This is a genomic window from Massilia sp. BHUDP2, assembly GCF_046236355.1.
Taxonomy (GTDB): Bacteria; Pseudomonadota; Gammaproteobacteria; order Burkholderiales; family Burkholderiaceae_D; genus Telluria; species Telluria varians.
Genome location: NZ_JBJUVW010000002.1, coordinates 1,107,978 through 1,125,372, shown reverse-complemented (window position 1 = coordinate 1,125,372; position 17,395 = coordinate 1,107,978). Strand labels below are relative to the sequence as shown.

General features: G+C 67.0%; 15 protein-coding genes. 12 read left to right on the top strand and 3 right to left on the bottom strand.

Annotation, left to right across the window (positions count from 1 at the left end):
• The first annotated feature begins 5 nt into the window (after window positions 1–5).
• From ACK6C6_RS15665 to ACK6C6_RS15650, 4 genes are all read left to right on the top strand, one after another.
• Window positions 6–746 carry a PEP_CTERM-anchored TLD domain-containing protein gene (locus ACK6C6_RS15665; protein WP_036216259.1) on the top strand — a complete coding sequence of 247 codons (741 nt, stop codon included), beginning with the start codon at window positions 6–8 and terminating at the stop codon, window positions 744–746.
• 130 nt (window positions 747–876) lie between these two features.
• Window positions 877–1,917, top strand: coding sequence for a TIGR03790 family protein (locus tag ACK6C6_RS15660; protein ID WP_409268068.1), 1,041 nt, complete (start codon window positions 877–879; stop codon window positions 1,915–1,917).
• Between the two features lie 180 nt (window positions 1,918–2,097).
• Window positions 2,098–5,103 (top strand): ExeM/NucH family extracellular endonuclease, encoded by a 3,006-nt coding sequence (locus tag ACK6C6_RS15655; RefSeq protein WP_409268066.1) that lies wholly within the window; start codon window positions 2,098–2,100, stop codon window positions 5,101–5,103.
• A 22-nt stretch (window positions 5,104–5,125) separates the two neighbouring features.
• The gene (locus ACK6C6_RS15650) at window positions 5,126–5,746 is read left to right on the top strand and encodes an NF038129 family PEP-CTERM protein (RefSeq protein WP_409268064.1); all 621 of its coding nucleotides are present in this window, start codon (window positions 5,126–5,128) and stop codon (window positions 5,744–5,746) included.
• 100 nt (window positions 5,747–5,846) lie between these two features.
• Here the strand turns inward: ACK6C6_RS15650 and ACK6C6_RS15645 are convergent, their stop codons facing one another.
• Entirely contained in the window at window positions 5,847–6,182 is a 336-nt protein-coding gene (locus tag ACK6C6_RS15645; protein ID WP_409268063.1) for a hypothetical protein, read from the bottom strand.
• Between the two features lie 320 nt (window positions 6,183–6,502).
• Between ACK6C6_RS15645 and ACK6C6_RS15640 the strand changes: the two genes are divergently transcribed.
• Window positions 6,503–6,919 carry a hypothetical protein gene (locus ACK6C6_RS15640; RefSeq protein WP_409268061.1) on the top strand — a complete coding sequence of 139 codons (417 nt, stop codon included), beginning with the start codon at window positions 6,503–6,505 and terminating at the stop codon, window positions 6,917–6,919.
• A gap of 100 nt (window positions 6,920–7,019) precedes the next feature.
• On the opposite strand, the gene ACK6C6_RS15635 is transcribed toward ACK6C6_RS15640, so the two are convergent.
• Both ACK6C6_RS15635 and ACK6C6_RS15630 read right to left on the bottom strand, forming a co-directional pair.
• The gene (locus ACK6C6_RS15635) at window positions 7,020–10,223 is read right to left on the bottom strand and encodes a S8 family serine peptidase (protein ID WP_409268060.1); all 3,204 of its coding nucleotides are present in this window, start codon (window positions 10,221–10,223) and stop codon (window positions 7,020–7,022) included.
• Window positions 10,224–10,255: 32 nt separating this feature from the next.
• Window positions 10,256–11,050 carry an NF038120 family PEP-CTERM protein gene (locus tag ACK6C6_RS15630; protein WP_409268058.1) on the bottom strand — a complete coding sequence of 265 codons (795 nt, stop codon included), beginning with the start codon at window positions 11,048–11,050 and terminating at the stop codon, window positions 10,256–10,258.
• 515 nt (window positions 11,051–11,565) lie between these two features.
• On the opposite strand from ACK6C6_RS15630, the gene gspG reads away from it, so the two are divergent.
• From gspG to ACK6C6_RS15595, 7 genes are read left to right on the top strand one after another with little or no spacing between them, the layout of a single operon-like run.
• Window positions 11,566–11,997, top strand: a complete 432-nt coding sequence (gspG, locus tag ACK6C6_RS15625) for a type II secretion system major pseudopilin GspG (protein ID WP_229446034.1) — start codon at window positions 11,566–11,568, stop codon at window positions 11,995–11,997.
• 45 nt (window positions 11,998–12,042) lie between these two features.
• Complete coding sequence (locus ACK6C6_RS15620) at window positions 12,043–13,239, top strand: type II secretion system F family protein (RefSeq protein ID WP_409268056.1); 1,197 nt, start codon at window positions 12,043–12,045, stop codon at window positions 13,237–13,239.
• Window positions 13,236–14,936, top strand: coding sequence for a GspE/PulE family protein (locus tag ACK6C6_RS15615; protein ID WP_409268055.1), 1,701 nt, complete (start codon window positions 13,236–13,238; stop codon window positions 14,934–14,936). The genes ACK6C6_RS15620 and ACK6C6_RS15615 overlap by 4 nt, the downstream gene beginning before the upstream one ends.
• A complete protein-coding gene (locus tag ACK6C6_RS15610) occupies window positions 14,929–15,735 on the top strand; it encodes a hypothetical protein (RefSeq protein WP_409268054.1) in 807 nt (268 codons plus the stop codon). The genes ACK6C6_RS15615 and ACK6C6_RS15610 overlap by 8 nt, the downstream gene beginning before the upstream one ends.
• Window positions 15,732–16,292, top strand: a complete 561-nt coding sequence (locus ACK6C6_RS15605; RefSeq protein WP_409268053.1) for a PilN domain-containing protein — start codon at window positions 15,732–15,734, stop codon at window positions 16,290–16,292. Before ACK6C6_RS15610 ends, ACK6C6_RS15605 begins: the two co-directional genes overlap by 4 nt.
• Window positions 16,289–16,864: a hypothetical protein gene (locus ACK6C6_RS15600; RefSeq protein ID WP_409268052.1), complete on the top strand. Its 576-nt coding sequence runs from the start codon at window positions 16,289–16,291 to the stop codon at window positions 16,862–16,864. The genes ACK6C6_RS15605 and ACK6C6_RS15600 overlap by 4 nt, the downstream gene beginning before the upstream one ends.
• The gene (locus ACK6C6_RS15595) at window positions 16,861–17,394 is read left to right on the top strand and encodes a hypothetical protein (protein ID WP_409268051.1); all 534 of its coding nucleotides are present in this window, start codon (window positions 16,861–16,863) and stop codon (window positions 17,392–17,394) included. The genes ACK6C6_RS15600 and ACK6C6_RS15595 overlap by 4 nt, the downstream gene beginning before the upstream one ends.
• Window position 17,395 lies beyond the last annotated feature (1 nt).

The following is a 17,395-nucleotide window of genomic DNA, read 5'->3' as shown; positions in this document are numbered from 1 at the left end:
CATCCATGAAAACAATGCTTGCGGCATCGAGCCTGGCCATCAGCATGAGCCTGGGCCTGGCTGCGCCTGCGGCGCACGCCCAGAACGGCACGCCGCTGCTGGACCTGGCCCTGTACGGCCAGCTCGAGCGCTGGCTCGGCGCCGGTCCGCTGGACCTGCGCAACATCTACACGCGCGAGCAGGGCCACAATTCGCGCGACTTCCATGCGGCCGCCGATGGCGCCGGCATGAACTTCACGCTGCTGCAGGTGACCAACGATTTCGGCCAGAGCTGGATCGTCGGCGGCTACAACCCGCAGAGCTGGTCGTCGACCGACGGCTGGCACGAAACCCCGCGCGACTGGCAGCGCACCGCCTTCATCTTCAACTTCACCGACGCCAAGCTGTGGCGCCAGGTCCAGTCCGAAGACATCCTGCCGAACCGCGGCCTGCGCCAGACCTTCAACGAACCCAACCACGGACCGACCTTCGGCGCCGGGCCCGACCTGTTCGTCAACGACCGCCTGAACGCGGCGCTGTCCTGGCAGGTGAGCTATGGCGACGGGCTCTCCGAGGGCACCAGCATCATCGACGGCAGCACCGGTGGCCAGCTGTTCCGGGTCGACGCGCTCGAGGTGTATTCGATCTCGCTGGTGCCGGAACCCGGCAGCACGGCGATGTTCGTCGGCGGCCTGGGCGTGCTGGGCTGGGCGGCATGGCGGCGGCGCGCCGCTGCGGTCCCTGCCGGCAAGGCACGCAAGCACTGAAAAGCACCGAAGGGCAGGGTGCGGATCGTCGCTTGAGGGTTTGGCAAGCTGTGGCATGATGGCGGCGGAGCCCGGCTCCGCCATTCGTCCACCTTGCGACCGATCCATGCGACTGAACCTGCAAACTCGTTTGCGTGCGCCTTTGCGTGCCATCTTCTTCTGCTGCCTGGCGGCCTTGTGCCTTGCCGGCGTCCTCCATGCGCCGGACGCCCATGCCGCCAGTGCCTCCGCGCTCAAGCCCGAACAACTGGCCATCGTCATCAATGACGAAGACCCGCACAGCGTCGCGGTCGGCGCCTATTACCGCAAGCGCCGCGATATCCCGGCCGCGAACGTGGTGCACGTGCGCATTCCAGGCAAGCCGAAGTCGCTCAGCCCGGCCCAGTTCCGCCTGCTGAAGGAGGAGATCGACAGCCAGCTCGGTGCCGGGGTCCAGGCCGTGCTGATGGTCTGGACCGCGCCCTATGCGGTGGACTGCAATTCGATCACCGGCGCCTACACCCTCGGCTTCGACGGCGGCCAGTGCGCCAAAACCTGCGCGCCCGGACAGCCGAGTGCCTATTTCAACAGCAAATCGGCGAAACCCTTCAGCGAGCACGGGATGCGGATCTCGATGCTGCTGCCCACCGAGTCCGTGCAGGAGGCAAAAGCGCTGATCGACCGCGGCGTCGCGGCGGGTTTTCGCACCGTACCCGCCACCGCCTACTATCTTGCCACCTCGGAAAAGGCGCGTAACACCCGTGTCGGTTTCTTCCCGCGTCCCGGCCGTATCCCGGGCCGCCGCCTGGCTACCCGCGTCATGCAGGCCGACGTGCTGGAAGGGGTGAAGGACGTGCTGGTCTACCAGACCGGTATGGCGCAAGTTGCCAAGCTCGAGACCCTTGGCTTCGTGCCCGGCGCCCTGGCCGACCACCTGACCTCGCTGGGCGGCGACCTGCTCGGCAACAGCCAGATGAGCAGCCTGCGCTGGCTCGAGGCCGGCGCCACCGCCAGCTACGGCACCGTCAGCGAACCCTGCAACCACTGGCAGAAGTTCCCCAATCCCTCCGTCCTGCTGCGCCACTACCTGAGCGGCAACAGCGCCATTGAAGCCTACTGGAAGAGTGTTGCGTGGCCAACACAGGGCCTATTTATTGGCGAACCGCTTGCCGCACCGTATCGCGGACGTTAGCAGCAAGAAGCCATACATACACGGCAGTAACAGCTTCTCTTTCCGCCTGTAAATAAAAGGGCAGGTTTGCTCGCGCCTGTCTGTCATGAATTTGTCACTGTGTCGATTTACTATCAATTTTGCTAATGGTAAATTTCATTTTGCTAACGTTATCCACGTTCAACCTGACCAGGACTCTTCATGAACATGCATGTTGCACCGATTTGCCGACCCGGGCGACTCACCGTGCTGGCCGCGCTACTCGCCGGCCTCGCTATTCCTGCCTTCGCCGTGCCCAGCCCTGTCGTGATCAGCCAGGTGTACGGCGCAGGCGGCAATGCCAACGCCGCCTGGAACCGCGATTTCATTGAACTGTTCAACCGGAGCGACAAGGCGGTCAGCCTCGGTGGCTTGAGCCTGCAATACCAGGCTGCCGGTGCCAGCAGCAACTGGGCGTCGTTTACCGCATTGCCGAACGTAATGCTGGAACCCGGCCAGTACTTCCTGGTGGGCGCCGCATCCGGCGGCTCGGTGGGCGCTTCGATCGGTGACGTGGACCACAGCACTAACTCGATCAACATGTCCGGAACCACCGGCAAGATCGCGCTGGCCGAGTCCATCACCCTGCTCACTGTCGCCGACGGCGGCGGCAAGCTGGTCGACCTGGTCGGATTTGGCACTGCCAGCCGATACGAAGGCACCGCGGCCGCACCGGCGCCATCGAACACCACTTCCATCCAGCGCCTGGCGCTCGGCTGTACCGATACCGACCAGAACGCTGCCGACTTCGAGGCCAAGGCGGTCACCGGCCCGCGCCGGACCACGTCGGATCGCAATGTCTGCCTCGGGGGCGGGGATCCCACACCGCAGCCGAAGCCGATCGTGACCAGCTGCCCTGCCAGCGTCACCGGCCAGCAGGGGACTGCCTTCAGTGCAGCCCTGAGCGCCAGCGACGCCGACAGCATCGTCAACGCCGCCAGCATCAGTTCGGGCGCCGTTGCCGGTATCTCGCTGGCCAACTTCAGCGCGGCGGGCGCGAACGGCGCCAGCGCCAGCGTCAGCCTGGTGGCCGATGCCTCGGTCGCCAGCGGCGTCCACCAGGTCGCCGTCAAGTTCACCAATAACGACGCGCAGGAAGCCAGCTGCACCGTGAGCGTGAGCGTGAGCGGCACGCTGACGATCCCGCAGATCCAGGGCAGCGGCGCCACCAGCCAGTACCGGAACACGGTCCAGACCACGAGCGGTGTGATCACCCACAAACTCCCGGGCGGCGGCTTCTTCATCCAGGACGCCGGCGGCGACGGCAATCCGGAAACGTCCGACGGCCTGTTCGTGTTCGGCGCCACCACCGCTGCCGCCGTCGGCGACCTGGTGCGCGTGACCGGCACCGTCATCGAATACACGCCAAACGGCGCGACCCGCTCCTACACCGAACTGAGCAACGTTACGTCCGTGACCCGCGTCGGTGCCGGCGGCACCGTGGCCCCCACCAACATCGAGCTCCCCAACAGCGACCTGGCACGTTACGAAGGCATGCTGGTGCGCTTCGTGGGTGGCCTCACCGTCAACCAGACCGCCTACCTGGGCGAGCGCGGCGAACTGACGCTATCCAATGGCCGCCGCGAATTGCCGACCAACCGCTACGTGCCGGGCTCGAGCGATGCGATCGCGCTGGAAGCGGCGAATGCACGCAACATGGTCGTGCTCGACGACGGCATCTTCACCACCCCGGCCCAGGTTCCCTACCTGTTCGCCGACGGCACCGTGCGCGCCGGCGACACCGTCAGCGACCTGACCGGCGTGCTCGATTTCGGCGCCATCGGCGGCGGCGGCGCGGCGTTCAAGGTGCAGCCGACCGAAGCACCGGTGTTCTCGCGTACCAATCCGCGCACCGAAGCTCCGGTGCTCGCAGCCGGCAACGTCAAGGTGACGAACGCCAACGTGCTGAACTTCTTCACCACCTTCACCAACGGCGGCGATGCCTGGGGCGGCACAGGGAAGGGCTGCACGGTCGGGACGACTACCCGCGCCAGCAACTGCCGCGGCGCCGACAACATGGCCGAGTTCGAGCGCCAGCGCGACAAGATCGTCGCCTCGCTGAAGGCGATCGACGCCGATGTCGTGGGCCTCAACGAGATCCAGAACAACGGCGACGTCGCAGTCGGCTACCTGGTCGACCAGCTCAACGCGGCCTACGGCAAGCCGACCTATGCGGTGGTGCCCAAGCCGGCCGCCCTCGGGACCGACGCCATCCGCGTGGCGATGATCTACAAGCCGGCGGCGGTGTCGCTGGTCGGCGGCGCGCTGTCGGACGGCCACGAGGTCAACAACCGCCCGCCGATGGCCCAGACCTTCAAGGCCGCCAATGGCGCAAAGTTCTCGATGATCGTCAACCACCTGAAGTCGAAGGGTGGCTGCGGCGGCGCCCAGCCGGGCGACACCGATAGCGGCGATGGCCAGGGTTGCTGGAACAAGACCCGCATCGAGCAGGCGCAGCGCCTGGTCAGCTACTTCATCCCGCAAGTGCTTGCCGCTTCCGGCGACCCCGACGTGCTGGTGATGGGCGACCTGAACTCGTACGGTTTCGAAAACCCGATCACCTACCTGACCTCGAACGGCCTGGTCAACCAGATCGAACGCTTCGTGCGCCCGAAAGGCATCGCCTATTCGTACATCTTCGGTGGCCTCAGCGGCTACCTCGACCACGCATTGGCCAGCACCTCGCTCGACCCGCAGGTGGCCGATGTGGCCGAGTGGCACAACAATGCCGACGAGCCTGAAGCGATCGACTACAACCTGGGGGACAACGCCGTGGATCCGTACGTCAAGAACGCCTACCGCGCGTCGGACCATGACCCGGTGGTGGTCAGCCTGAACCTGACCCCCAGCTTCACCGACGTGAGCGCCTCGGTCAAGGTGGCGCAGAGCGGCCTGACGATGAACCGCGCCACCCTGAAGTACACCGGCAAGATCACTTTCACCAATACCGGGTCCACCCCGCTGGCCGGGCCCCTGCAGTTCGTGCTGCAGGGCCTGACCGATGGCGTGAGCCTCGACGGTGCGGATGGCTCGTTCAATGGCGCGCCCTATGTGACGCTGCCGGATGCGCTTGCGCCGGGCGCCAGCGTGACGCTGACCACGACATTCAGCAATCCCGCCAAGAAAGCGATCGGCTACACGCCGAAGCTGTTCTCGGGCACGTTCTAATCACTCCATCGGGAAATCAACCATGAACTTCAAGAATTTCTTCCTGCGCGCCGTGCTGGCGCTCTCCATCCTGGCAGCGGCCCCGGCCGCATTGGCGGGTCCGATCTACCGCGTCACGCTCAATACCGGGTGGGCCGGGCAGAGCGGATTCCTCGACCTGAGTTTCGGCGGCCTGATCGGCGCCGGGAGTTCGGTCGCGCGCGTTACCGGGTTCCAGGGCGACTTCGACACCACGGTCGACCCGTACTTCGAGCCGGACGACGGCAGCGGCCAGGGTAGCGAGCGCGCCAACGGCAGTCGCGCCGGGGGCTTTACCCTGGTGGCCGGCGATACGCTGGCGCTGGTCAGCCAGGCCGTGCGCTTCGGCGACAGCTTCAGCTTCGACCTGCAGTTCGACATCGCCGCCGCGGGACTGGCCTCGGACTTCGGCATCGGGCTGCTGGACGAAAACCTGAACCCGCTGACCTGGGGCGATACCGCGTTGAGGTTCACCGTCACGCCGGGCGGCGGCGTGGAATTCGTCGGTGCCGAACTGGCGTCGGTACAGATCATCAACGACGTGCCGGAACCCTCGGACTGGGCGCTGGTCCTGACCGGCCTGGTCCTGATCGGCAGCATGCGCCGCCTGCAATCGCGCAGCTGATCTGTTCTTGCGTGTCAAAGCACCTGCCTGAGGGCAGGTGTTTTTATTTGTAGAAGGGGAAGGGCAGCGGTGCAGGAGCACCGCGATGGAGCAGGAAAGATCAGGACTGGGCAGGACCGTTGCCTTCGGCAGCGGCGCGGCGCATCGCATCGATGCGGTAGGCTTCGGCATTGCCGTCGATGATGCGCAGGCTGCGGCAGCCTTCGGCGGCGCAGTCCGGAGTCGGGTTGTTCGGGCCGGCGGCGGCGGCGACGGCCGGGCCGGTCGACACGGCAGCGGACGAGGCTGCCGCGGTGGCGGTTGCGGCGACACCCAGGTCGCTCTGGACTGCCGAGCCGAGCGTCATCGGAGCCTGGGTCTCCTGCTGGCCTGCGCCGCAAGCGGTCAGGAGGGTGGTCAGGGCAATGGCGGCGAAAGTACGGAAGGAGATGTTCATGATCGTGCGGTTGAGCGAACTCGTCTGTAACGTAGTCTATTGTAGTGAGTAAATTTTTCCAGTGCTCAATTATTTTCGTTAGCGAACAGAAAATATTAACATTTAGAAATAAAAATGCGCGACGTTGGTGGCCGTTAAGCGCAGTTCGCGCGTCTGTTTTTAATGAAATAAAAAATTCTTCAAAGAAATTGATGTCCTAAGGCAACAGTTAAGTGTGACTGTACAACGGCGTTACCTCGGTTTTGCTGTCGTCCTGGCAAGCCCAGCCATGCATACGGGATTCGCTTGACCACATGTTGGCAAGAAGGGAAGATGGAGCCATGCGAAAACTCATCCTTGTCTTCCTGCTCGGCTGCGCCGCCTGCACCACCCAGGCCCAGGACCCGCTGCGTCAACGGGCGCCTTCCCCGAATGCACCATCGGCCACGGCCCCGTCGGATACCCTCGGCAGCCTGCGCGCACTGGCCGGCGACGCCGCCTGCAGCGACAGCGCCCAGTGCCGTACGCTCCCGCTCGGCGCGCGTGCCTGTGGCGGGCCGGAGGCCTACCTGGCGTATTCGACCGCAAAGGGATCCGAAGCCCAGTTGCGTAGCCTGGCCGAGCGTTACCAGGCCGAGCGCAGGGCAGCCAACAAGGCATCCGGAATGATGTCCACTTGCCAGTTCATGCCCGATCCGGGCGCGGTCTGCCAGGCCGGGCGCTGCCAGCTGGGCACCGGAGAGGCGCTGGCGCGCTAGGCGCGGACACGGCGACCCAACATGAAAAAACACCCTGCAAGCCGAAACTTGCAGGGTGTTTTCATTTGCGCGGGCCGGCCACGAGCCGGCCCTTGCCGACTCAGTCGGCTGCGGCGACCAGTGCCGAGCCTTCCTCCCTGACCTGCTTTCCGGCCGGGGCCGGGGTCGGGACCGGGTTGGTTGCGTCCACTTCCAGCAGCGAGGTGCCGAGCGTGGTGCTGCCGTCCAGGTAGCGGATCGCGCCGAGGTAGCGGGTGCCCGGGGTCAGGTCGGACCAGCTTGCCACTGCCGACGAGGTGCCGCCCACGAACACGCTGCTTGGCAGGGTGACCTTCAGGTTGCCGCCGGTGTCGGCGCTGCCGACCACCCACGATGCCAGGGTGTAGGTGGCGCTGCCGCCGCGTGGTGCGTAGCCTGCCACGCAGACACGGTAGGTGCCGGCTGCCGGCGCCATCAGCGTCACCATCTCGTTCGAGGTGGCGGTGCCGCTGTAGCCGACCTGGGTGTCCGCCGAGTTGAAAACGATCAGGTCGAGGTCATCCGCGCCGCCGGCCCTGAAGCCGCTGGTGTCGATGTCGCGCAGCGAGAAGCGGGCCACCATGGTGCCGGCCGGGATCGTGACGCTGGTTGCCGTCACGCCTGCCGAGCCGCCGGCCTTGCACTCGGCCACGCCGCCGTCTGCCGCCAGGGTGCGGCCGACCGACTGCTCCGCCAGGGTCGCCGGCTTCAAACCGCCCTTGAGCGAGGTCAGCTTGCCGGTGAAGCCGCTGCCGATGGTGAAGACCTGGTTGCCGGTCACCTGTTCGCTGTGCAGCAGTGCAGGGTTGGTGAAGGCCTGCGGACGGGCGGTCAGCGGGCTGCGCACCACGTGGACGCCATCACGCCATTCCAGCGCGCCGAAGCTGTACGCGTTCATCGGCGCGGTGGTGCGGGTCAGATTGACGCTGAAGGTGCCCTTGGCGCCCGGCGCCAGCGTCAGCGATGCCGGCACCACCGACACGGTGAAGCCCGGCAGCGATGCGGTGGCGTTGTAGGTCGAGGACTTGTCCGACACGTTGGTGACGGTACGGGTCAGCGTGATCTTGCCCAGCACGCTGCCCGCGGTCAGCGACGGCAGGTTCAGGTTGTAGGCCGGGATGCTGCCGAACGCGCTGCAGGTGGCAGCGGTGAACATGCCGCCGATGCCGCAGCCGAAACGCACATGGTCGGTCACGCCCGAGTCGTACACCAGGCCCGGATCGGTGGCCAGGTTCGGCACCACGTGGCCGGCGCCCTGGCCCCATGGCAGCTGGCCGGCGGATGCACCGGTGCGGCCGTCGGGGAAGGTCGCGGCGGCCGTGGTCATCAGCGCCGACTTGATGGCCGCCGGCGACCAGTCCGGGTGCAGCTGCTTGAGCAGCGCCGCGAGGCCGGCCACGTGCGGGCTCGACATCGAGGTGCCCTGGTAGGACGCCCAGGCGACGTTCGGCACTTCGCTGCCGTTGGCGATCGCGTCGCGTTCGGACTGGGTCTTGACCGGCGTGACGCCGGCGATCACGTCGACGCCCGGCGCGGTCAGGTCCGGCTTGAGGATGCTGGTGTAACCCTGGTTCGGGCCGCGCGACGAGAAGCTGGCGATGACCGGGGCCGGGGTGCTGCCGACCTGCGGGCTCCAGGCCGAGATCGCGACGGTGGCGCCGCTGTTGGCCTGCACGTAGCTGCGCAGTGCGGTGCCGTCGGCCAGGCTGATGTGGACCGCCGGCACCGCGTGCACTTCGGACACGAGGGCGTTGGCGGTATCGATCAGCACCATGCCGGCGCCGCCGAGTTGACCCACCACTTTGCTCTTGTCGATACGCGCGCTGTTGCCGCGTTCGCACAGGACGACCTTGCCCGCGACCAGGCTGGCGTCGAGCGCCGCGGCGGCGCCGCCGCCGTAGGTGCTGCGGTCGCTTGCGGAGTAGCACAGGCGGCGCGCTTCCTTGTCGGCGGCGTTCAGGCTGGCATACGGCACGAGGCCGGCATCGCGCGCCGAGATCGCCGGGGTGGCCGGCAGCGCAGTCGTGTTGAGCGACGCGCCCACGTACTTGATGTTGGCGCCGGTGGTGGCGGTGGCGCCGTTCAGGCGGTTGTGGGTCGAGGCGGCGACCGTGGTCACCCACGGGCTCAGGTGGGCCACGGCGTTGTTTGGACCGCTGTTGCCGGCCGACGCGGCGACGAACACGTTGGCGTTGGAGGCGCCGAAGAAGGCCAGTTCGACCGGGTCGGTGACGCTGGTCTGCGAGCCGCTGATCGAGAAGTTGATGACGTTGACGCCATCCTTGACGGCCTGGTCGATCGCCGCGACGCTGTCCGAGTTGTAGCAGGAGTTGCGGGTGCCGCTGCCGTCCGGGTTGGTGGGGTCGATGAAGGTCCAGCAGACCTTGTAGGCTGCGATGCGGGCGTGCGGGGCCATGCCGCTGGCGCGGCCCATCGCCACGCCGTTCAGCGTAACCGGGGCGCCGTGGTTGCCGCCCGCGGTGGTGGCGGTGTGGGTGCCGTGGCCGCCGTGGCCGGATGGGCCGTCCACCGAGTCGCGCGGCGAGGTGAAGTCGGACCAGTGCTGGACCCGGCCGCTCTGCTTGAAGGTGGTGTTGAAGTAGCGTGCGCCGATCAGCTTGTTGTTGCAGTTCGATGCACTGAAGCCTTCGCCGGTCTGGCAGATGCCTTTCCAGCTGCTCGGGGGCGCGCCAAAGGCCAGTTCCCCGGAAGCGTCGAAGGTCGGGTTGCCGTTGGCGTCGACGCGGTCGGCGAACGAAGGATGCTCCGGCCAGATGCCGCCGTCGACGATGCCGATGACGACGCCGTCGCCGGCCTTGCCTACGCCGCCCTGCTGCTGGTTCCACAGGCCTTGCGCCTTGTCCAGGCCCAGGAAGGTCGGGGTGAAGTTGGTGTCGAGGGTGCGCTCTTCGTCGGCGGTGATGGCGGCGACGGCCGGGTCGCGCTTCAGGGCCCGGACTTCGTCGTCGGTCATCAGGGCCGCAAAGCCGTTGAAGACCACGTTGTACTTGTGGGTGACGTTGGCCTGGTTGACGTTCGCCAGCACGGTGTTCTGCTTCTGGTCGAGGTAGCTGATGTAGGCCTGGACATCGCCGGCGTTGACATTGAGCTGCTGGCCGGCGGCCGGCTTGGTGGCCGGCAGGCCGGCGATGTCGCCGGTGTAGGTGGCGACCGGCTTGTCGGCCAGCTGGACGATATAGGAGCGGCGCACCTCATCGGCGGACGCCTGCATTGCCACGCTCGACAGCAGTGCGAGGACGGCGAGGGATACTGGACGCAGTTTCATTCTTGTTCCTTGTTCTATGTCGGGGGCGCGGTTTATTTGGCGCGGCGGCGCGAGGTGGCGGTCAGGCCGGCCATGCCGAGCAGCAGCAGGGCGATCGAACCCGGTTCGGGAACGTCGGCCAGGCGCAGGTTGTCGATGCCGAACTGGGCCTGGTTCTGGGTGAAGGCGCGCTCGCTGATGCAGTCGCCGTTACCGTCGAACAGGCAGGCACTGATGGTCAGGCTGCTCAGCACCGCCGAGCGGAAGGCGGCATCGACGTCGAAGCGGTCGAACACGAAACGGCCGGCGCTGTTCTGGCCGGAAAAATCGGCGCCGGTGACGATCGAACCGCCTGCGGCGATGGTGCCGCTCAGGATCAGCCGGCCATAGCTGAAGTTGGGCAGGCCGCCGATCGGGCCGACAAAGCCGAAGTCCAGGCCCTCGAACCGGAAGGTCTGCGTACCGGTGGTGTTGAAGATGCTCAGCCGCCCATCGTTGAGGCCGGCGTAATAATTGCCGTCTGCGCCGACTGGGCAGGACGTGATCAGGCAGGCGAAAACGTTTTCCGAATCGATCAGCGCGCCAACGCCACCCCATTCGTCAGGCTCCGCAGTGGCGCTGTTGCTGACCTCCAGGCGGTAGTTGTCGCTCATGAAGGCGTCGCCCGTGTTGTAGGCGGTATCGCCCGCGTTCAGCTGGTCTGACACGATGTTCTGCACGTCCTCGAACGTGATCACGCCGGCGTGCGCGGGAGCGAATGCGCCGAGCGCGCCGATGGCGGATGCGCACAGCAGTTTTTTCAGGGCGACGGGGAGGGAGGGCGCGGTGGATCGGATATCGCGTTTCATCAGTCGAGTTACCTTTATCGTTAGGGTTATGTGGTAATGCCGAAATGCTGTGCCGTTGTTGCTGGCTTGTTGTTAATTGAACATACATTGCCCACGTTTTCCGTTGCGGGTTGTCATGAAATATATCAACGGAAACAACAAAAAAGTAAAAAATTTTAACGTGGAAAATTTTTTACTTGAGCAACTTTGCAAAAGTAAATTCTGTTTCTCCTAATAAAGTTAGATGTGAAATAGATTGCGAACATGTAAGAAAATCGCGACAGCCCATGCGTGCATCACTGGCGCGCTTTTTTGTTTTATGGCAGAGCTTTTCGCACGTGACTGCCCTGTTTGACGTCGGGCTTGACGGGCATGAAAGAAAAGTTGTCTCAACTGATGGGCCCGTGGTAGCCTGCTCGGCGCAGCGCGTCGTGATACGCAGGCAGCAAGTACGCAGCACCGGCCGCGCACGGTGCGATCGGCGCGCAAGGTCTTATTGATGGGGCAATCGAGGAGTCAGTCAGATGTATGCAGCAATGAAAGATTTCCAGATCAAGGGCCGGCGCGCCCATGGTTTCACGCTGCTCGAACTCCTGGTGGTGATCGTCATCATCGGCCTGCTTGCCGCCTATGTCGGCCCCAAGTATTTCTCGCAGCTCGGCAAGTCCGAAGTCACGGTGGCCAAGGCCCAGATCGACGCCTTCGACAAGTCGCTCGACACCTATCGCCTTGACGTCGGCCGCTATCCCAGCACCGAAGAGGGCCTGAACGCGCTGATGGTGGCGCCGCCGAGCGCGGGCGCGAAGTGGAACGGTCCCTACCTGAAGAAGGGCGTGCCGCAGGACCCGTGGGGCCGTGCCTACCAGTACCGTTCGCCGGGCAGCAAGGCCGACTACGAGATCCTTTCGCTCGGCAAGGACGGCCAGCCGGGCGGCACCGGCGATAACGCCGACATCTCCTCGCAATAAACCATTCTTCGGTCTCTCGTCCCAGTACCAAGCAGGGCAGCCTCCATGCAGTTTGCCGTTCGTACCCTTGCGCCCGACATGTCGATCTCCAGCGTCGTCGTGGATGCCGCCGACGCGCTCGATGCCCGCCGCCAGGTCGAGGCGCGCGGCTTGTTCGTCAGCGCGGTCGAGCCGGCGCGTAGTTCGCTGTTCTCCGGCAGGGGGCGCAGGCCGGGCGGCAAGCTGTCCATCGTCCTGTTCAGCCAGGAACTGCTGGCCCTGCTCAACGCGGGCCTGGGCATCGTCGAAGGCCTGGAAGCACTGCTCGAGAAGGAGGCCAGTCCGGGCGCGCGCAGCGTGCTCGAACGCCTGCTGGGAGGACTGCGCGAAGGCAAGCGCTTCTCCAGCGTGCTGGCTGCCCAGCCCGATCTGTTCCCGCCGCTGTATGTCGGCATCGTGCGCGCCGCCGAGGGCACCAGCGACCTGCCGCGCGCACTGTCGCGCTACATCGACTACCAGCAGCGCATCGATACCGTGCGCAGCAAGATCGTCAGCGCCTCGATCTATCCGGTGATCCTGCTGCTGGTGGGCGGCGGCGTGAGCGCCTTCCTGATCGGCTACGTGGTGCCGAAGTTCGCCGAAGTCTACCAGGGGGCGGGGCGCTCGCTGCCATGGATGTCGCAGCTGCTGCTCGACTGGGGCCAGTTCGCATCGAAGCACGGCGGCGCCATCGGGGTGGCCGCACTGCTGGCCATCGTCGGCGCGGTGGCCGGGGTGCGCCATTTGCTGCGCAGCGGCGGCATCAACCGCCTGCTGGTGCGCCTGCCGGGCATCGGCGAGCGTGCCCGCATCTATGAACTGTCGCGCCTGTACCTGACGCTCGGCATGCTTACCGAAGGCGGCATCACCATCGTCGGCGCCATCGAGACCGTGCAGCCGATGGTGTCCGGCACCGTGCGCAAGGGCCTGCTGCATGCGCGCGCCGCGGTCGAATCGGGGCAGCCGCTGTCGACTGCCTTCGAAGCCAACGGGCTGACCACGCCGATTTCCTTGCGCATGCTGCGCGTGGGCGAGCGCACCGGCGACATGGGGCCGATGCTGACCCAGTCGGCCGCCTTCTATGACGGCGAGATCACGCGCTGGATCGACCGCTTCACCCGCACGTTCGAGCCGCTGCTGATGGCGGCCATCGGCCTGGTAGTTGGCGCCATCGTGGTGCTGCTCTACATGCCGATCTTCGACCTGGCCGGAGACATGGGATGAAAGACGATGCCGTGACCCAGGCCCCCCTCGATCCGGCGCTGCTGGCGCGCGCCCGGGCACTGGCACTGCAGTCGCGCCGCGGCCTGGTGGCCGAACTCGAAGGCCTGAGCGGCCTGGAGCCGCGCCGGATCATCCGCGAGCTGGCGGCCCCCTTCGGCTTGCCGGTGATGGAAACCGCCGCCATGCTCGCGCAGGCACCCGCATTCGACCTGCTGCCGCTGGCCGGCGCCATGTCGCGCCATTGCGTGCTGCTGCGCGATGCCTCCGGCCGGCTGACCGGCGTATTGTCCGATCCCTTCGACCTCGACCTGCAGACCTGGCTGGGCGCGCAGGCGCGCGCCACCGCCAGGCACCCGCTCGACCTGTGCCTGGCGCTGCAGTCCGACATCCAGGCCTACCTGTCCAAGCAGGAGGAATCGGCGCGCGCGGTGGACAGCCTGGTGGGCGCCGACGGGGAAGGGCGGCGCGACGGCAAGGCCAACCAGGTGCTCTCGTTTGCCTCGGTATCGGAAAGCGGCAGCCCGGCCGTCAAGCTGGTCAATTCGACCCTGTACGACGCCCTGAAAGCCGGCGCCTCCGACATCCACCTCGAGAGCACGGCCGGGGGGCTGGCGGTGAAGTACCGGGTGGACGGGGTGCTCGACCATGCGGCCACGGTGGGCGGCATCGAGCTGGCCGAGCACATCATCTCGCGCCTGAAGGTGCTGGCCGAACTCGACATCGCCGAACGCCGCATCCCGCAGGACGGCAGCTTCCGGGTCGAATCCGGCGGACGCGACATCGACCTGCGTGTGTCGATCATGCCCAGCATCCACGGGGAGGACGCGGTGATCCGTATCCTCGACAAGCGCGCCATGGTCGAGTCCTATGGCGCGCTCACGCTCGAAGCCCTGGGCTTCGACGCGCCCTCGCTGGCGACCCTGCGCACGCTTGCCAGGGAAGCCTACGGCATGCTCCTGGTGACCGGGCCGACCGGCTCGGGCAAGACCACGACCCTGTACGCGGCGCTCACCGAAATCCACAACGGCCGCGAAAAGATCATCACCATCGAGGACCCGGTCGAGTACCAGTTGCCGGGCATCCTGCAGATCCCGGTCAACGAAAAGAAGGGCCTGAGCTTTGCCAAGGGCCTGCGCTCGATCCTGCGCCACGACCCGGACAAGATCATGGTCGGCGAGATCCGCGACCGCGAGACCGCCGAGATCGCGGTGCAGTCGGCGCTGACCGGCCACCTGGTGCTCACGACCGTCCACGCCAACAATGTGTTCGACGTGTTCGGCCGTTTTACCCACATGGGCATCGATCCTTACGCCTTCGTGTCGGCGCTGAACGGCATCTGGGCCCAGCGCCTGATCCGCATGAACTGCCCGCACTGCGCGGCGCGCTACGAACCCGACGCGGCGGAACTGGCCTCGGTGCACCTGGCGCGCGAGGACGCCCAGGATTATGTCTTCATGCGCGGCAAGGGCTGCGGCGACTGCCGCGGCACCGGCTACCGCGGGCGCCGTTCGATCGCCGAGATCCTGACCCTGAACGACGAGATCCGCGAGCTGATCGTCGACAAGCAGCCGATCCGCCGGATCAAGGCCGCGGCCCACGCCAACGGCACCCGCAGCCTGCGCCTGGCCGCACTCGACCTGGTCAAGCGCGGCGCCACCACCATCGACGAGATCAAGCGGGTGACCCTCCATGCGTAGGAAGTTCGGACAGTCCCTGCGCCTGGGGGTGGCCGCCGACGGCCTGGCGCTGCTGCGCGTGGGCGGCTGGCCGCGCGCGGGCGCCGAGGTGCTGGCCTTGCAGGCGGTCGAAGCCGGCGCCCCGGATGCGCTGGGCAAGGGCCTGCGTGCGCTGCTGGATGCATGCGATCCGCGCGGCTGGCCGCTGACCGTGGTGCTGGCCGACGACCTGGTGCGCCTGTGGCAGGTGCCGCCGCCGCCGGGCGCGACGCGCCTGGCCGACCTGCAGGCCGCTTGCGCCCTGCGCCACCAGCACCTGTTCGGCGCGCCGCCGCTCGAGTGGCGCATCAGCGCCGACTGGGACGCGGCCCGTCCCTTCCTGGCGGCTGCCGCGCCTGAAGCGCTGCTGGCGCTGCTGGAGCTGCTCGCGCGCGAACACCGCTTCCACCTGGTCGAGGTGGCGCCGCAGTTCGTGGCCGCCATGAACGCCTGGCGCCGCCAGCGCCGCCCTGGCGCCTGGTTCGGGCTGGTGCATGGCGGCGTGCTGTCCATCGCCGCCTACGAAGGCGGTTCCCTGGCGGCGGTGCGTACCGCCGTGATCCCGCAAGGCGCCGACCGCGACTGGCTGGAAGCCCACGTCGCGCGCGAAGCGCTGCGGGTCGGGGTGGGGCGGCCGGAACGCCTGCAGCTGTGCGGGGCGGCGCCAGGCAGCTGGGCCAGCTCGGCCGGCCGCCTGAAATTCGCCTGCACCCTGCTGGAAGACGACAGCGCCGACTGGCCGCTGCATGTGCGCCTGGCGCGCACCGGGATCGCATCATGAAGCGCACCCATATCGATTTCGCACCGCGCGGCCTGCGGCGCGCCCTGTTCCGCATACCGCCGCGTTTTGCCGCTTTCCTGCTCCCCACCGCCATACTGTGCTTCGTGCTGGTATCGCAGCTGCGCCAGTACCAGGAAGAGCGCGAAGCGCTGGAAGCATTGCAGGCTGCCATTGCGGCGCGTTCGCAGGCCGTGCGTCCGCTGCCGGTGGCCGCGCAGCCGACGTTCACGGTGTCCGATGCGCAGGCCCAGGCCGTCAACGACGCCGTCATGCAGCTCAACCTGCCGTGGCGCGACCTGGTCGAGGCGGTGCGCGCGGCCACGCCGGGCAACGTCGCCTTGCTGGCGCTGGAGCCGGACGCCAAGCGCCGCACCCTGCGCATCACGGCCGAGGCGAAGAACAGCAACGACATGCTGGCCTACGTGACCAGGATGGAAGAGCAGGGCTGGTTCGCCTCCAGCGCCCTGGTGCGCCACGAGATCGCGGAGCAGGAGCCGAACCGGCCGCTGCGCTTCCAGATCAGCGCTCAATGGGGTGGAAGCGGGGGCGGCCAATGAAGGACATGAGCCTGTCCTCCTTGTGGCTGCGCCTGGTGCTGGTCCTGCGCCGCATGAATCCGGTGGTGGCCGGCGCCGTCGCGCTGTCGCTGGCGCTCGTGGTGGCTTTCTTCCTGGTGCTGCGGGCCCAGGTCGACCTCGACCAGCAATATGCCGAGGCGCGGCGCCAGGCCGCCTTGCCGCCGCCGGCGCCCGGCGCGATCGCGCCGCCCCCGCCGAGCGCGGACCAGAACCTGGCGCATTTCTATGCCTCGCTGGGTGAGCGCGGCAAGGTCGAGCGCCAGCTCAAGACCCTGTTCGGGCTGGCCGAGAAGAACGGCCTGGCCCTGCGCCAGGGCGAGTACCGCAGCAGCCAGGACCGGGCAGGGCGCTTCCTCACCTACCAGATCACGCTGCCGGTGACGGGCCGCTACGGCGCGATCTGGCAGTTCGCCTTCGACGCGCTGCGCGCACTGCCGCACGCCTCGCTCGACGACGTGGCGTTCCGGCGCGACACGATCGGCAGCGAGTCCGTCGAAGCACGCCTGCGCCTGACGCTCTACCTGTCCGCCGCCCCGGGAGTGCCGCGATGAAGCCGCGCCATGTCGCGATGGCCGTGGCCCTGGTGGCGGCCGCTTGTCTGGCGGTCTTCGGCGACAACACGCCCGAGGACGTGGTGGCCGAGCCGGTCGAGCGGGCGCAGGCGCCGGCGGCCGCGCCGGCCACGGAAACCCGGGCCGCCTCGGACAAGGACAAGAACGTGGCCATCCTGCGCCTGGTCCCGCGCGAAGTGCTGATCGGCGACAGCGACGATCGCTTCAACGGGGGCGAGAATGGCGTGTTCGCGCGCCAGGACTGGACCCCGCCGCCACCGCCGCCGGCGCCCGCGCCGCCGCCTCCGCCGCCGAGCGCGCCGCCACTGCCCTTCACCTTCATCGGCAAGTCGCTGCAGGACGGCGTCTGGGAGATCTACCTTGCCCGGGGCGAGCGCACCCATCTCGTGCGCGAGAACACGGTCATCGACGGCATGTACCGGGTCGACGCGATCAAGCCGCCGGTGCTGACCCTGACTTACCTGCCGCTGAACCAGGTTCAGCAGCTCAATATTGGAGTGTTCGACTGAT

Excerpts from the sequence above, each read along its gene's own strand:
- ACK6C6_RS15635 (WP_409268060.1), bottom strand. The coding sequence starts at position 10,223 with ATGAAACTGCGTCCAGTATCCCTCGCCGTCCTCGCACTGCTGTCGAGC.
- ACK6C6_RS15630 (WP_409268058.1), bottom strand. The coding sequence starts at position 11,050 with ATGAAACGCGATATCCGATCCACCGCGCCCTCCCTCCCCGTCGCCCTG.
- ACK6C6_RS15645 (WP_409268063.1), bottom strand. The coding sequence starts at position 6,182 with ATGAACATCTCCTTCCGTACTTTCGCCGCCATTGCCCTGACCACCCTC.
- ACK6C6_RS15615 (WP_409268055.1), top strand. The coding sequence starts at position 13,236 with ATGAAAGACGATGCCGTGACCCAGGCCCCCCTCGATCCGGCGCTGCTG.
- ACK6C6_RS15605 (WP_409268053.1), top strand. The coding sequence starts at position 15,732 with ATGAAGCGCACCCATATCGATTTCGCACCGCGCGGCCTGCGGCGCGCC.
- ACK6C6_RS15595 (WP_409268051.1), top strand. The coding sequence starts at position 16,861 with ATGAAGCCGCGCCATGTCGCGATGGCCGTGGCCCTGGTGGCGGCCGCT.
- ACK6C6_RS15620 (WP_409268056.1), top strand. The coding sequence starts at position 12,043 with ATGCAGTTTGCCGTTCGTACCCTTGCGCCCGACATGTCGATCTCCAGC.
- ACK6C6_RS15640 (WP_409268061.1), top strand. The coding sequence starts at position 6,503 with ATGCGAAAACTCATCCTTGTCTTCCTGCTCGGCTGCGCCGCCTGCACC.
- gspG (WP_229446034.1), top strand. The coding sequence starts at position 11,566 with ATGAAAGATTTCCAGATCAAGGGCCGGCGCGCCCATGGTTTCACGCTG.
- ACK6C6_RS15665 (WP_036216259.1), top strand. The coding sequence starts at position 6 with ATGAAAACAATGCTTGCGGCATCGAGCCTGGCCATCAGCATGAGCCTG.
- ACK6C6_RS15650 (WP_409268064.1), top strand. The coding sequence starts at position 5,126 with ATGAACTTCAAGAATTTCTTCCTGCGCGCCGTGCTGGCGCTCTCCATC.
- ACK6C6_RS15655 (WP_409268066.1), top strand. The coding sequence starts at position 2,098 with ATGAACATGCATGTTGCACCGATTTGCCGACCCGGGCGACTCACCGTG.
- ACK6C6_RS15600 (WP_409268052.1), top strand. The coding sequence starts at position 16,289 with ATGAAGGACATGAGCCTGTCCTCCTTGTGGCTGCGCCTGGTGCTGGTC.
- ACK6C6_RS15610 (WP_409268054.1), top strand. The coding sequence starts at position 14,929 with ATGCGTAGGAAGTTCGGACAGTCCCTGCGCCTGGGGGTGGCCGCCGAC.